The 16,081-nt window shown below is 30.5% G+C and carries 11 protein-coding genes; 6 read left to right on the plus strand and 5 right to left on the minus strand.

Going from position 1 to position 16,081, the window contains the following annotated elements:
• Nucleotides 1-28 precede the first annotated feature (28 nt).
• The 3 genes from CKL_RS11035 to CKL_RS11045 all read right to left on the minus strand — a co-directional run bounded on the left by CKL_RS11035 (nt 29) and on the right by CKL_RS11045 (nt 5,757).
• Nucleotides 29-1,744 (minus strand): methyl-accepting chemotaxis protein, encoded by a 1,716-nt coding sequence (locus CKL_RS11035; RefSeq protein WP_012102593.1) that lies wholly within the window; start codon nt 1,742-1,744, stop codon nt 29-31.
• A 291-nt stretch (nt 1,745-2,035) separates the two neighbouring features.
• Entirely contained in the window at nt 2,036-4,186 is a 2,151-nt protein-coding gene (locus CKL_RS11040) for an RNA degradosome polyphosphate kinase (protein ID WP_012102594.1), read from the minus strand.
• A gap of 20 nt (nt 4,187-4,206) precedes the next feature.
• Complete coding sequence (locus tag CKL_RS11045) at nt 4,207-5,757, minus strand: Ppx/GppA phosphatase family protein (RefSeq protein WP_012102595.1); 1,551 nt, start codon at nt 5,755-5,757, stop codon at nt 4,207-4,209.
• Nucleotides 5,758-5,961: 204 nt separating this feature from the next.
• Between CKL_RS11045 and ppx the strand changes: the two genes are divergently transcribed.
• On the plus strand, nt 5,962-7,461 hold the full coding sequence (gene ppx, locus CKL_RS11050; RefSeq protein WP_012102596.1) for an exopolyphosphatase: 1,500 nt from the start codon (nt 5,962-5,964) through the stop codon (nt 7,459-7,461).
• A 68-nt stretch (nt 7,462-7,529) separates the two neighbouring features.
• Nucleotides 7,530-8,138: an HD domain-containing protein gene (locus CKL_RS11055; RefSeq protein ID WP_012102597.1), complete on the plus strand. Its 609-nt coding sequence runs from the start codon at nt 7,530-7,532 to the stop codon at nt 8,136-8,138.
• A gap of 101 nt (nt 8,139-8,239) precedes the next feature.
• Here CKL_RS11055 and CKL_RS11060 read toward each other — a convergent pair whose 3' ends face one another.
• Nucleotides 8,240-9,463, minus strand: a complete 1,224-nt coding sequence (locus tag CKL_RS11060) for an MFS transporter (RefSeq protein WP_012102598.1) — start codon at nt 9,461-9,463, stop codon at nt 8,240-8,242.
• Nucleotides 9,464-10,274: 811 nt separating this feature from the next.
• Between CKL_RS11060 and CKL_RS11065 the strand changes: the two genes are divergently transcribed.
• From CKL_RS11065 to mmuM, 3 genes are all read left to right on the plus strand, one after another.
• A complete protein-coding gene (locus CKL_RS11065) occupies nt 10,275-12,017 on the plus strand; it encodes a ferredoxin hydrogenase (RefSeq protein ID WP_012102599.1) in 1,743 nt (580 codons plus the stop codon).
• A gap of 343 nt (nt 12,018-12,360) precedes the next feature.
• On the plus strand, nt 12,361-12,648 hold the full coding sequence (locus CKL_RS11070) for a DUF503 domain-containing protein (RefSeq protein WP_012102600.1): 288 nt from the start codon (nt 12,361-12,363) through the stop codon (nt 12,646-12,648).
• A 38-nt stretch (nt 12,649-12,686) separates the two neighbouring features.
• On the plus strand, nt 12,687-13,628 hold the full coding sequence (gene mmuM, locus CKL_RS11075; protein WP_012102601.1) for a homocysteine S-methyltransferase: 942 nt from the start codon (nt 12,687-12,689) through the stop codon (nt 13,626-13,628).
• Between the two features lie 76 nt (nt 13,629-13,704).
• Here the strand turns inward: mmuM and CKL_RS11080 are convergent, their stop codons facing one another.
• The gene (locus tag CKL_RS11080; RefSeq protein WP_012102602.1) at nt 13,705-14,928 is read right to left on the minus strand and encodes an SGNH/GDSL hydrolase family protein; all 1,224 of its coding nucleotides are present in this window, start codon (nt 14,926-14,928) and stop codon (nt 13,705-13,707) included.
• A gap of 265 nt (nt 14,929-15,193) precedes the next feature.
• On the opposite strand from CKL_RS11080, the gene CKL_RS11085 reads away from it, so the two are divergent.
• Nucleotides 15,194-16,078, plus strand: coding sequence for an MFS transporter (locus CKL_RS11085; protein ID WP_012102603.1), 885 nt, complete (start codon nt 15,194-15,196; stop codon nt 16,076-16,078).
• Nucleotides 16,079-16,081: the final 3 nt, after the last annotated feature.

Genomic DNA, 16,081 nt, shown 5'->3' on the forward strand with positions numbered 1-16,081 from the left:
TATAGTTCATTTTTTATCTAAATTATTATTAATTAACTTTAAATTTATTTACTATGTGGGTAAGCTTCTCTGCAAGTTCTGCCTGGCTTTCAGAGGAGGCAGATATATCTTCAATAGCTTTAGTTACCTCATTTATACTGCTCGATATTTCCTGTGATTCAGAAGAAGATTCTTCTGCTGTTGAAGCAACTCCCTGAATGGCGTCATTCACTTTAGACACCAATTGTTTCATATGTTTAGAGGCACTGTCAATTTCCTGTGATATATTGCTTATGAATTCTGCATCTTTTTCATACTGAACTCCTGTATTCATAAGAAACTCATAGCTAGGTTTTACATTATTGGCTATATAATCTAATATTTCTTCTCCACTTTTAGAAAGATTTTTAAAAGCAGTTTCCACTGAAAAAACCATTTTATTAATAGTATCTATAGTACTCGAGGATTGTTCTGCAAGCTTCCTGACTTCATCTGCAACAACAGCAAATCCCCTGCCATGTTCGCCAGCCCTTGCAGCTTCAATAGCTGCATTTAGTGCCAGAAGATTTGTTTGTTCAGCTATACTGGAAATAGAAGCAGCCATAATTTTAACTTCAGATACCACCTTTCCATCTTCAATTGCTTTTATAATATTACCTTTCTTGTCATTATATATATTTTCTCCTTCTTCTATATTCTTAGAAGCTGTTTCTTTTATATTTGCAGCGCGCTTTTTTATTTCCAATGAGGATTTTGCAGATTCTTCTGCTTTATTTGAGAGTTCAGATATACTACTTTCCATTTCCTCTGAGGATTGACTAATATTTTCTGTAATACTACTTAAATTTTGAGCTCCTTTAGCTATATGATCTGTAGCTTCATTCACAGATATCATCATAGAAGAAATCTCCTGAGCAGTGGCAGAAAGTTCTTCACTAGAAGCACTCATATCTTCCGTTCCGTGTAATATTTCCCCTACTAATCCCTTTATGCTCTCATTTGCATCATTTAATTTTTCAGCTATTAGCCCTATTTCATCCTTGCTGGATGAATTTATAGTTTCACTTAAATCACCTTTACTGATTAGCTCTGTAAAAGATAATATTTTAAAAACTTGTGATGAAATTGAAGAAGAAATTTTAAAGCTTACAACCAGAGATATAATTAAAGCTGCTGCAACTATTAGAATTATTATGTACAGCGAGGTATTATATAAAGAAGTATTTTCCATATTGCTGTCTTTAGCTTTTTTATCTACAATCTCAACCAATTGTTCAATACTTTTTGTTAACTTGTCTCTATAACTGGCTGCTTCTTTATTTAAAGCCATGGCATCATCATATTTGTCATCAGCCATTAATTTTACAATATCATTACAAATATTTCTCCAATCAGTTAATTCACTTTCTAATCTAACCAATATATCTTTTTCCTGATTGGTTAAATTTCCTTTCTTATATTCATTTAATATACTGTTGTTTTCACTTTTCAGATTATCCATAGAAGTTATTGTATCTGAAACTTTACTATTATCTCTACTCTCTACTAGATTTATTATACTAAGGCGCAGGTGCAGCGTATTAGCATCAAATTTATCAAGATTTCTAAGAGTTCTTAAATTATTACTATAAAGCTGATTAGAACCTGTATTTATTTTTCCCATATTAATCATACTAATCAAAGCAATTATTACGATAAATAAAACTATGCTTAAAAAACTTACTAGCAATTTACTCCTGATTCTTAAATTATTAAACTTCTTCATAGTTACCCCTCCTAAAATGCAAACAATTGATATTAATTAATTTTTGATATTAATTAATATCAATTGTTGATAATGTCCTTATTATATCACTTTGCTTTTATATTTACAATACTATTAATACATTATTTGAATTTATTTATCTCATTAAATACTCGGTAATCCATGATTTTAAACGTTCTATAAAGACACTCCTTCACAATTAATTTTGACACCACAAATAAAAACAGCAAACTTTAATATTAAATTAATTTTAAAGTTTGCTGTTTTTATCTATGGATTAAATGAGTTTAACTATGAAAATTTTTCGTTGGAAAGTACTGGAACAAATCCTTCTTCCATCCATTTTGCATTAGATGAAAGATACTTATTATTATATTCACTATCTTTCAATGAAGCACGGGAAAAAAATTTCTGGCTGTTAATAAACTCTTTTCCTCTTCTATCAATACTTGTATAATAACCATTTGAGCCTAAAATTCTAGCTTTCACTGTATCAATTAGAGAAACTTCTAAAATTTGTTTTACCTTTTTCTTTACGGAAATATCTTCAACAGGAAATAATAACTCTACTCTTCTATCTAAATTTCTACTCATTAAATCCGCACTGGATAAATAGATAGATTCTTCTCCTTCATTATAAAAGTAATAAATACGGCTGTGTTCTAGAAACCTTCCTACTATACTTCTTACAGAAATCCTATCACTTATTCCCAAAATTCCTGGGGTCAGGCAGCATATTCCTCTAACGATCAAATCTATAACTACTCCCGCACAGGATGCTTCGTATAAGGCTTCTATAATTTCCTTATCAACTAAAGAATTTATTTTAATTATAATTCTGGCCTTTTTACCTTCTCTGGCATTTTGCCTTTCCCTATTAATTAAATATAAAAATCTTTCTCTTAAGTGCAGAGGAGCTAAACTCATTTTAAATAATTTTGTTGGACTTGAGTACCCAGACAACATATTAAATACTCTAGAGGCATCTTCACCAAAATAAGGATTTGCCGTAAATAAACCCAGATCTGTATATATTCTAGCAGTTATGTCATTATAATTTCCAGTAGCCATATGAACATACCTTTTAATACCATCATTTTCTTTTCGGACAATAAGCAATAACTTGCAGTGAGTTTTAAGTCCCACAAGTCCATAAATTACATGACAGCCTGCCTTTTCTAAATGTTTTGCCCAATGAATATTATTTTTTTCATCAAACCGTGCTTTTAATTCCACAAGCACTGTAACTTGTTTGCCATTTTCAGCTGCTTCTATTAGAGCATCAATAATTGGAGAATTTCCACTTACACGATATAGTGTTTGTTTTATTGCAAGAACTTTTGAATCTCTGGCAGCTTCCCTTACAAGGTCAACTACAGGCTCAAAACTTTCATAAGGGTGGTGCAATAAAATATCTTCTTTTGAAATAGAAGAAAATATACTCTCTCCTTTTGAAAACTGGTGTGAAACATATGGTTTAATAGGAGGGTATTTTAAATGTTCATAATTTTTCATATTACTTAATTTCATTAAAAATGTTAAGTCAATAGGTCCATTGATTTCATATTCCCTGTCTTTTGATATTTCCAATTCCTTTTCTAAAATTTTAAGTAGTGACCTATGAATACCATTTTCCACCTCAAGACGAACGGTACTTCCACGTTTACGTTGTTTTAAGGATTCTTCAATAGTTTCAAGTAAATCCTCTGCGCCTTCTTCATCTAGAGTCAAATCGGCATTTCTTGTTATTCGATAGCAACTGCAATCTAAAATAGGATATCCACTAAAAAGCTCATTTAAATTCATCTTAATTATATCTTCTAAAAATACAAAAATCTTTTCAGTGATATTTTCATTATCAGAAGGGACCTCAATAAAACGTTCAAGTACAGAAGGCACTTGAATTGTTGCAAAAATGCCTTCATGCCCTTTTTTATCATCCTGTAGAAGTAAAGCAATATTTAAACTATGATTTAATATAAGTGGAAAAGGTCTACTTTGATCAACTACCATAGGTGTTAGTACAGGATAGATATTTTTTAAATAATACTCTTTTAAATATGTCAATTGCCTTTCACTAAGTTCTTTAGGTTTTAAAAAAGCAATATTTTCTTTTTTTAAATGAACTTTTAAAGACCTGTTATAACAATTTATTTGATCATAGACTAACTTGTGTGCCCTAATTAGAATCTTCTCCATTTGTTCCAATGGAGTCAGTCCAGAAGGGTCTGGCTTATCAAAACCTGCCTCAATTTGAGTAGCCAAGGAACCCACCCGAACCATAAAAAACTCATCTAAATTGGAACTTACAATAGATGCGAATTTGAGTCTTTCAAAAAGAGGATTACTATTATCCTTTGCCTCTTCAAGCACTCTCTGATTAAATTCAAGCCAGCTAAGTTCTCTATTAATAAAATTCTTTGGTGAACTATATTTACTCATTTTAATATATCCCTCCTTGATCATATAATAGGTCTTACTCCAACAACCTCCTCAAAGAAATCTACATTCTTTTTAAAATTCCACTCTTCTAAAATTATTTCATCTTCACTTTCCAAATTAAAAAATAAAGTTTCCCCAGATAATACAAGCTTTAACTTTTTTATTTTTTGCAGATGAGAAGAATCCAGACACTCAGCTAATTTTAAAATTGCTGCCAGAGTAGATACAATTATCTTGGACTTATCATCTAATACTTGATAACTATTATGAGCTCTCATAGGAATTTCATAAGAATGATATCTGGCTATATTGGCAATTAAATCTATTTCTTTACTCGAAAATCCTAAAATATCTTGATTTTTTATAATAGTATAAGAATGAATATGGTGATAAGTATTATTTATTATGTTCCCCACATCATGAAGAATAGATGCCACCTGAAGATACATTCGTTCTTTATACCCTAATTTATGCAATTTATAAGTCTGATCAAATATGCTTAAAGATATTTTTTCTACAAAAGCAGCATGTGGTTTATTTATTCCATACTTATTTCCAATATGCCAAACTGAACTTATAATATCCCGGAAAGATTCCTCTTTACCTGTGGTACCCATAAGTTCATCTACTAAATCATACAATATCCCCTGCCATAATGATATTTTGGGGATATATATCCTGTCACTATTGGTAATTTTAAAAAAATAGTAAAATATTGAAATAGAAGGCATTAAAAGTTCTGTTTCTTTTTTAGATAAATTATAGGTAAACATAAGTTCGTCCTCACTCATGTCTTTAATTTTATGGTATAATTCCAAGAAATTTTCCTTCAAAATAAAATCTTTATTAATACTTTCATCATTTGATTTGTTTAAACCTTCTATCATTTTAATGACAGTTTTTAGCTCTCCTCCCAGTCCAATAAAACAGTCCGTCTCATATTTTAATATAACATCTTTTAATAAATAAAGTTTACTCTCAATATGTTGTTCCATAACCTTTGAAAAATGTAGTGTTTTTTTTTCTAATTCCCATAGATTTTCTTTAAGTCTCAGTGCACCTAATTTCTTATATTCAGCAAATTTAAGTTGATTTTTCTTATATATCAACATCTCCAGTCCGCCAGAAGTAACATTTACAATTAAAGTGTTTTTTAAAATTTTAAAGTTTGATTTTAAAAAATGTTTTCTAATGGCCTTAAGCATAAAAAACCGCTCCTCCGCAGCGGTAATAGCCTGTACATTAATCCCAACCCTGAGCCTAATTTTCTCCAGCACATATTGTTTATTTTCTGCCTCTCTAATTCCACTAGTAGAAACAGCCTTATAGTGTCTAACATTATAATCCTTCATTAAATTTACAAAACCTTTTAAAGTATCACAAGTTTCATGAATAGTATTTATAGAAATTCTTCCCGATATAAAGGTATCCCTTCCATTTTGCGTGGGCTTTATAACACTTTCCAGAATTTTTATATTAGTCTTTTCATCCACTTGTGTAATACTCATCCTTAAGTAGTTTGATCCTACATCAATAACTGCAATAGGTTCATTTAAAATTCCTGTCATCATGCAAAATCTCCTCATATATAACAATTTTATACAAAAATAGACTTATTACCTTTAATAGTATATGTACAATGTTAAATAAGTATTTACTTCGTGTTAACAAAATTTAACCCATGTAAATGAAACAATGTTATCTTATCATTATTCTTTATATGATATACTCTTTATTAACCCATAAAGTTATATATGAAAAAGGAGATAAGATTAATGATTAGACTAGGAATTATTGATATAGGATCCAATTCTATGCGTTTGGTAATAGCCCATATTCATGAATATGGTTCTTTCAAAATAATAGAAGAATCAAAGGAAACCATAGGTCTTGGAAAAGACATGAATTCAAAAGGAGAACTTAACATTATAAGAATGAATAAAGCAATATCTGCATTATACTCCTTTAAACATCTTTGTACATATAAAAATGTAACCCACATTATACCAGTTGCCACAGAAGCTGTACGTAAAGCATCCAATCAGACAGAATTTTTAAATAGAGTAAAAAATGAGCTTGATATGGAAATACGTGTATTATCAGGTAAAGAAGAAGCCTATTATGCTTACCTTGGTACGGTAAATAGTATAGATTTTTCTGAGGGTCTTTTAGTTGATATAGGAGGAAGTAGTACTGAACTTATTTGGGTAAAAGAAAGATATATAAAAGAATCTATTAGTTTACCCATAGGCGCAATAAATCTTACTGAAAAATTCTCTCTGTCAGATTCTATTGATAAATACATCGAAAGTAAATTAATAAAATTTATACTTTCCTATTATAATGATGTTCCCTGGTTAAAAAACTTAAATAATATCCAATTGATTGGCATAGGAGGCAGTATTAGAAATATAGCTCGAATTAATCAAAAAAAAGATAATTACCCTTTAAATAATCTTCACAATTATAAAATAAAATCAAATGAGGTAAAAGAAATTTATGAAAATATAAAATGTAAAGATTGTAACGAACGCAAGAAAATTAAAGGGCTTTCCAAAGACAGGGCCGATATATCCTTAGGTCCTATGGCTGCCTTATTAACTCTGCAAAAATTTATTCATTCAGATGAACTATGTATAAGTTCAAACGGTATAAGAGAAGGGTTGATTTATGAATATATTTTAAAAGACAAAATTCCCCTAGTCAATGTATTGGATTTTTCTTTGAATAATTATATCTCAAATCTTCATATTGATAAAATTTATGTCATGCAGATATGGACTATTATACAAAAGTTATATAAGGGTGTAAAATCTCTAATTAACGCTTCTCCTGAAAATTTGTATAAAATTTTAAAAACAGCTTCTTTATTATATAATTGTGGAATTAATGTAAGCTATTACGGTCGCTTTAAACATTCTTTTTATATAATATCAAATTCTAGAATTAATGGTCTATCTCATAGGGAGCAGCTTATTTCCTCTTATGTGGCAGCTTCCCAGGGAAAGGGTACCTTAAAAATACAAAGCGATCATTATGGAAATATAATTAATGAAGAAGATATTGAAATAATTGAAAAGCTTTCAGTTCTTTTAAAAATATCTAGAAATCTTCATAAAATGACAGATAAAAATATTGATAAAATTCAATGCACCCTACTACAAAAAGAAGTAATTATAAATATTACAGTTCCATCAAAAATATCTTTTCGATTAGAAGATGCCTATGATTTTGAAAAATTTTTCAATCGAAAATTAACTTTGGAAATACAATAATATTGAATATTTTTCTCTGGTATTTCATATAATTTAAAATAAAATTATGGTTATATTAGGAGAAAAATATGAAAGTTATTGAAAGCTACTTAAGCAAATCAGAACAAATATTGGTTTTAAACAAATATAATGTACATAATATTGCTCTGCACCAACAAAAAGTAGCGTACTATGCCTTAAAGTTATTCGATTATATAAATAAATATTATTCCTTTACAAAAGAACATAGAGATATATTGTATTATAGTGCTCTTTTACATGATATAGGGTATTTTATCAGTAAAAAGTTCCATCACAAACATACCAAGCAGCTTATTTTAACGGATCCAATACTATGCAAAATACCAGATGACATAAAAATACTAATTTCTTTTATTGCAAGTGGACATGGTAAATCAATTGACTCCGGTATAAAAGTTTATTCCGATGAAGTTGAACTAAAAATACTTCAATTGATTGCTTTATTGAGAATTGCCGATGTATTAGACCATACCCATAAATTGAAAATATCCTTAGAGAAAATTGAACTTAAAAATAAAATTTTGAAACTTTCAATTAATGGAGAAAATGTTATTAAAATTATAAATAAATTTGAAAAAAAGTCCTTTTTGTTCGAGAAGGTGTTTAATATGCCAATAGAATTAGAGCACCATTACGATGATTTTAATTCCATCTGAATTTTGTAAAACTTTTATTTAAATCCTAATATAATATTGTATCTAAAATAATAGTCTGTGTATTTTTAGAATATTTCACAGACTTTGATTATTTTTAGTTATTATTTAATTTTCAAATTTGATTCTCCATTTTCTATTAATATTTTACTGCTTATTAAGAAAAAACTTTGAATGAACATAAATATACCCGTACCTATAAGTAACCATTCTATTTTAATCATATCTGATATTGGTCCAAATATAAGCATTCCAAGGGGCATCATAGAACTGGATATCATAGTCAGCACTCCAAATACCCTACCCAAAAAATCCTCCTGTACTTTCTCCTGCAATAATACCATAGAAGGAGTATTAAATAGTGGTATAGCTATTCCAACTAGACCCATAAAGGTTAAATACAACACAAAATTAGGCGTAACTCCAAGAAAAAAAGTACATGCTCCTATGAGAAAACTTGACAATGTCATGGTATAAATTCTATTTTTAAATCCTCCCCAGTAGGCCATAACTATCCCTCCCAATATCATACCACTAGAAAAAGCAATTTCAATTGAAGTTAATCTCCATACATCATTTCCAAAACTTCGTGATACCTGCAGAGGAGTTAAAAATGCAGCAGGAGCCGATAAAAAGAAAAATCCAATACAAAATAAAAAGAACTTTTTTATATACTCATGATTTTTAATATATGTAATTCCTTTTTTCATATCTATAAAATAACTATTGGTCTGTTTTCTTAATGCTTTATTATGGGCAGGAACATGTAAAAATAAAACTAGCATAAAAATTGCTGCAGCCGCAGTGACAACATCTATAAAAAATATTATCTCTATTTTAGTTATAGTAAGAAGTGCTCCACTAACCATAGGAGATATCAGCATAACAATTGATTGTATACTTCCATTTACAGCATTAATTTTAGTAAGTTTATTTTCAGGTATAAGCTGCGGGATAAATGCGCCTATTGCAGGAGTTTGAACCGCTGTTCCAAGAGCTCTTATGGCAGATATAACAAACAACAGCCATACTTTGTCATATCCCAGAAGAAATAATATTGCCAGAATAAACGTTGACATTGCAATAAAAGAATCAGATAAAATAATTAATATTTTTCTATTATACCTATCAGCCCACACCCCTGCAAGAGGAGAAAGAAAGAATATAGGGAGAAAACCACTGACAATTGATATGGTCATCATAATTCCAGACTGTGTTTTTAATGTAATAAACCATATAATCGCATATTGAACTAAGGATGTTCCAAAAAGGGATATGGTTTGACTAGCCAAAAAAATCATTATGTTCTTTTCCCAATTTTTATTCATATATAAACTTTCACTCCCATCATATTTAATCACATTTCATTATACCAGAAAATTTTTAGGTACATATCTTAATGGGATGAAATTAAGCACTAACTTTAAGAAGTATATTTTGATAAAATGAACACTTTCCTGCAAATACAATAATTAAAGATTATAAAAAAACAAAGTACATCTATATATACTTTAATAAAAATTAAACATTATACTTTGGAAATGAATCATACTATAAAAAATCACAATAGAATATAGGGAATATATAAAAATTTTTTATAGTTTCTTAAAAAATAAATGTATGTCCATAATAAATTAATAAAAAATAAGTACTACAAATATAAATAACTCAATAGTCATTTCCTTTCTCCCACTGTAGTTTATCTAAATTGTAGGCCAAATATTCTGCTATATATTTCTAATCTATCATATTTTCTACCATAATATTATAAAAATAATAAGCCAATTTTAAATTTACATAACCCATATAAGATGATATAATTTAGTTAATACAAGAAATAAATTTCATTTTAGGCTTAAATCAGAATATTTATTGAATGATTTTACAGATGATTTGCCTAAAAATGAATAAATAAAATCATAAAATACCTATTAAGTACTGTATTATATGTTTAAATCGGCTAAATACGGTTGAAAATATTTTGTAATCTGAAATGTTAAATTTTTATCATTCCAATTTTCAGAAAACGGTTTCGATTGTTAATATAACTACTAACTTAATTTATAGCAATTATTTTTAAAAATTTATATTAAATTTAAAATGCAGTACTTAAGGAAAATATTTAAAAGGAGTATTTAAATGATTACAGTTATTTTAGATGGTAAAGAAATAAAGGCAAAGGAAAACTCAACTATATTACAGGTAGCAAGAGATAATAATGTGGATATACCTACACTATGTTATCTAAAGGATTGCATGAATATTGGTAAATGTGGAGTCTGTCTTGTGGAGGCAAACGGTAAAATTATAGTGGCCTGTGCCACAAAAATTGAAGAAGGTATGGTTATCGATACTAAATCAGAGACTGTGAAGGAGAGAATTAAAAAGAGAATATCTTCACTTCTAGATACCCATGAATTTAAATGCGGGCCATGCCCAAGAAGAGAAGATTGTGAGTTTTTGAAACTTGTAATCAAAACCAAAGCAAAGGCTTCAAAACCATTTTTGCCGGAAGATAGAGAAAAATATATAGACTCAAGAAGCAACGCACTTGTGCTAGATAGGACTAAATGTATATTGTGTGGTAGATGTGTAGCAGCATGTAAGGTACATTCTGGTACTTCTGTAATGCAATTTATCAAAAAGGATGGCAAGAGAACTGTTGGAATTGAAAATAACCCTTGCTTTGATAATTCAAATTGTCTATTATGTGGACAATGTGTTATTGCATGCCCTGTAGGTGCTTTAACTGAAAAACCTCATATATCCAGAGTACAAGAAGCGCTAAAAGATCCTAAAAAACATGTAATAGTTGCCATGGCACCTTCTGTTAGAGCCGCTATTGGTGAATTATTTAACATGGGATTTGGCAAAGATGTAACAGGTAAAATTTATACTGCTTTAAGAATGCTTAATTTTGACAAAATATTCGATATAAATTTTGGAGCTGATATGACTATAATGGAAGAAGCTACAGAACTTTTGGAAAGGATAAAAAATGGAGGTCCTTTTCCAATGTTTACATCCTGCTGCCCTGCCTGGGTAAGACAGGCTCAGAATTATTACCCTGAATTGCTTGAAAATCTTTCATCTGCAAAGTCACCACAGCAAATATTCGGCACTGCAACTAAAACTTATTATCCATCTATATCCGGTATAGAAGCAAAAGACATATATACTGTTACAATAATGCCTTGCAATGACAAAAAATACGAAGCAGATCTTACTGATATGGAAGTCAATGGTATGCGATGTATAGATGCTGTGCTGACTACAAGAGAACTTGCTAAAATGATTAAAGCTGCCAAAATTAAATTTACCTCTCTTGAGGATAGTGAAGCAGATGCTGCTATGGGTGAATACAGCGGGGCTGGTGTCATATTTGGTAATACCGGTGGAGTTATGGAAGCTGCTCTTAGAACTGCAAAAGACTTTGCAGAAAATGTGGATCTTAAAGATATAGAATATACCCAAATTAGGGGATTAAAAGGCATAAAAGAATCTTCTGTTGAAATATCCGGCAACACCTATAATATAGCTGTAATTAACGGTGCTGCAAATTTATTTGATTTTATAGATTCCGGAAAAATAGGAGAAAAACAATATCATTTTATAGAAGTTATGGCCTGCCCTGGCGGTTGTATAAATGGCGGTGGACAGCCTCATTTAAATTCACTCAACAGAGAACTTATAGATTACAGGACCTTGAGGGCCTCTGTATTATACAATCAAGATAACCACCTGCCAAAGAGAAAATCACATAAAAACACCGCAATAATAAAAATGTATGACACTTATTTTGGTAAGCCAGGACATGGACTTGCACATGAGCTTTTACACTTTAAATATACAGAAGATTCCTCTGAATCTAAAATTGTTTAAAAGATAGAAAATTACAAGTAAATCTATGCCCCTTTACAAACTTGTAACTTTAACAAATACTGATATTTTATATCAGCAAATATTATGCCAATATATTTTTTATTGTGAGGAGTTTGCTATAACTAGGTATTTTATAAAACCTAAAATGTCCTTATAAAAAATGTTGTAAAAAACAACATTTCCCTCAAACAACACCGTTGTTTTTTACAACAGTGTTGTTTTTTCATACGCTTTACAGAAAGTTTCTAAATCTTTTAATTTTATAATATCTAAACAGTTGTATAATTTATATACTTATGATATAACTTCTTGTAAGAATCACTTAATATGGAGAATATAGCTTATGAAAATTTTGTTTATGAAAATTACTTTAAGAGCCTCCTGGGTACATTCACTAAAAGAAAAGAGAATGATTGTAAAAAGTATAACTCAAAAACTAAAAAATAAATTCAATATATCCGTATCAGAAATTGCCAAACAGGATACTCATAAAACCATAATTATAGGCATTGCAGGAATATGTGCAACTATGGCTCAGGCAGATTCTACCATGGAAAATATTATAACTTTCATAGAAAATAACACTGATGCTGAGATAATTCATATTGAAAAAGAAGAACTTAAAATATAAGCAATATATATAATTTTAGGAAAGAAAGGGAACTAAAGATGAATCCACTAAAACATATTTTAAAAGATTTTAAAGTTATTATTTTAGATGGTGCTCTCGCCACAGAACTTGAAAAAATAGGCTGTAATATAGATGATTCCCTATGGTCAGCAAAAATACTTTATGAAGATCCCAAAATAATAGAAGGTGTACATTATGACTACTTTGTATCAGGAGCAGATTGTGCTATTACCTCGAGTTACCAGGCTACTATTCGTGGTTTTATGGAAAAAGGCTTTAAAGAAGATGAAGCCATAGAACTTATAAGGCTTTCTGTACAAGTAGCAAAAAAAGCACGAGATAGATTCTGGAAAAATCCCTTAAATAGAATAAACAGACCCAAACCGCTAATTGCAGGTTCAATAGGTCCCTATGGAGCCTATCTCGCAGATGGTTCTGAATATATAGGCCATTACAATATTTCCGAAGAAGAATTAATGGAATTTCACAGACCCAGAATGAAAATTTTAATAGAAGAAGGAGTTGATATTCTGGCCTGCGAAACAATTCCAAGCCTTGTAGAAGCTCAAGCCATTTTAAAACTACTGGAAGAATTCCCTTCAGTTTGCAGTTGGATAAGTTTTAGTGCCAAAGATGAATTAAATATAAGTGAGGGAACCTCTCTAGCTAAGTGTGCCAAATATCTGGATTCAAACCGCCAAGTGGCTGCCATTGGAGTAAATTGTACTCCACCTAAGTACATAAATTCATTGATTGAACAAATTTCAAAAAATTCTTCAAAGCCCATAATAGTGTATCCAAATTCCGGAGAAGAATATGATGGTATCACCAAGACCTGGCATGGAGACTCCTCCAGCAAAGCTTTCAGCTGCAGTGCCAAAGAATGGTTTGATGGAGGAGCCAGACTTATAGGCGGCTGCTGCAGAACAACTCCTGAGGATATTAAATCTACCTGCAAAGTTCTTAAAAACAACCTTTAAAAAATAATGGTTCCAGTGGAGATAACCATTTCTCTATGGCAAACTCCATCTGAACCCCTAAATCACTTCATAAATATTACAGTTTCAAATTTTCATAAATAACCTCTCCAATATATTCATATCCTTTGTCACTGGGGTGGGCCGTGTTTTTTCCGCTATTTCCAGAATAGTCATTCTTATCCACTCCAAATAGTCCTAATTTTTGTGCAGCAGTATAATCTTCAAAATAAGCCTTGTAAATATCTATAACACCTACATTATATTCATCTGCTATTTCATACAATACTTTTATGTAATCTGGCCAATTATTTGTCCATGAATCTGCAGGCTTTTGGTTTGACACCAGGCATACATCACTTCCTCTTTTCTGCCAATAGCTCACTAACTCTATCATACTTTCCTTATACTCTTTAAAAGAAACTCCATTTCCCGCTTCATTAAGTCCAAAAGATAAAAGTACCAGATCCGGTTTCTGGGAAGCATTCCACACCTCTTTTGTGAAATTTCCTTCAAAATAACTTGCCATTTTACTGGAAATTGCTATTTTATCAATTTGAACTCCCATTTTGCTGGATGAAGCAACTGCACCCTCTATAAAAATATTTGAATTTGTACTTGGAATTACCCTCAATTCATGTTTTTCATCATTTAAACCAGAATAATGAACTTTATTTGAAAAAGTTACTGATTGTCCTAAACAATTTATAATTCCTACTTTTTTACCATCTATTACTATGTCTGCTGTACCCCCATCCTTTGCTCTGGAGTATAATAATTCCAAATCTGTTCCAATAAATTTTAAAGTCAAAGGGGATTTATTCCCAGAAGAAATTGCGAAACATCCTCCAAAACCTCCTACATTAGATGTGAATTCTTTAGATGCACCAGAGACACTCCATCCACTACCCAGTGTCCACCTTGGCTTAGTTCCTTCAGGCAAGGCGCCTTCATAAACACTAATAAATCCTTCTCCTGCATTTCCATATTGGTTTTGTAATAATGATTTCATTACACCTACCCAGGACTTGTTTATCTCATCGCTGGAATATTCCCCTCTTGTATTGGATTCACCTATGCAGTATATCTTTACCCTTTTTCTATTGACATTTTTTAATGCATTTTTATATTTATACAGACTGCCTTCTATATTATATCCATATTCTCTATAGCTTATCTGTTTCTTGGTTGTTTTTTCTTCATAGCTAGTGTTAACTGGAAAATTGGTTTTCACCCATGAACTCATAGGAAAAATCACACAAAATAAAACTATGAAAACAATAATAAATATTTTTTCTCCCATAATTATTCCTCTTTTAAAATTTTTACCTTTCATCAATATTATTAGCTTTTTCTATAATATTATTGGTATTGCCTTGCATATTAAACTAACTGGTGTTATAATTCACATTATTTATCCAAAGGCTATCATTTTTATACTTCCACCTTCTTCAAATTGGGAGATAGTACGTCTTTTGATAATTGTAATTTATAATTAATGATACTTTTACTCAGGAGGAGAAATAATTGAAATATGGCTTTTAATTGGCTTAAGATTTATTCAGGGATTGTCTGGTGCAGCAGGCCTTGTAATCTCCCGGGCAATTGCAAGAGATTTATACCAGGGCAATGAACTTACAAAATTCTTTTCACTGCTAATGGCCGTAAATGGTGTGTTCCCTATTTTATCTCCTATCTTTGGAGGCATGGTATTAAAATTCACTGACTGGAAAGGTATTTTTATAGTTCTTGGCATTATTGGTACAATTTTATTTTTAGCTACCCTTTTATATTTTAAGGAAACACTGACAATTGACTATTCACAAGAAAATGATCCTAAAGTTATATTTACTGCACTTAAATCTTTGATTAGCGATAAAATATTTATGAGCTACGCCTTAGTACAGGGATTAGTTACAGGTGCCATGTTTTGTTACATTTCCGGTTCTTCTTTTGTGTTACAAAACATGTTCAGCTTATCTGCCCAGGGGTTCAGCCTGGTATTTGCAATTAACGGTATCGGCATAGTATTTATGTCTCAAGCTGCAGGTAGACTGTCCTATAGATTAGGAGAAAAATTATTACTTCAAATAGGCTTATCTATTGCGGTCTTTGGCAGTATAGCCCTATTTATAAGCTTGTTTCTACCAAAACACTTATTAGCCGTAACTATTCCACTTTTCTTTATAGTATCAATGGTAGGTATGGTAAATCCCCCTGCTTTTTCTCTAGCAATGCAGAACCAAAAAAAATGGGCTGGAAGTGCTTCTGCCATACTGGGACTTGGCATGAATCTAATTGGAGGATTACTTTCTCCTTTAGTAGGTATAAGAGGAAACCAAACTTATGTACCTATGGCCTTACTTATTTTAATTTGTAATATTGGTGCCTTTTTAATTTTTTATTTATATCTAAACAGGCAAATTCCATATAATAGCTCTAACGGCATCTAAAAT

Origin of the sequence: Clostridium kluyveri DSM 555 (genome assembly GCF_000016505.1) — a bacterium.
Classification (GTDB): domain Bacteria; phylum Bacillota; class Clostridia; order Clostridiales; family Clostridiaceae; genus Clostridium_B; species Clostridium_B kluyveri.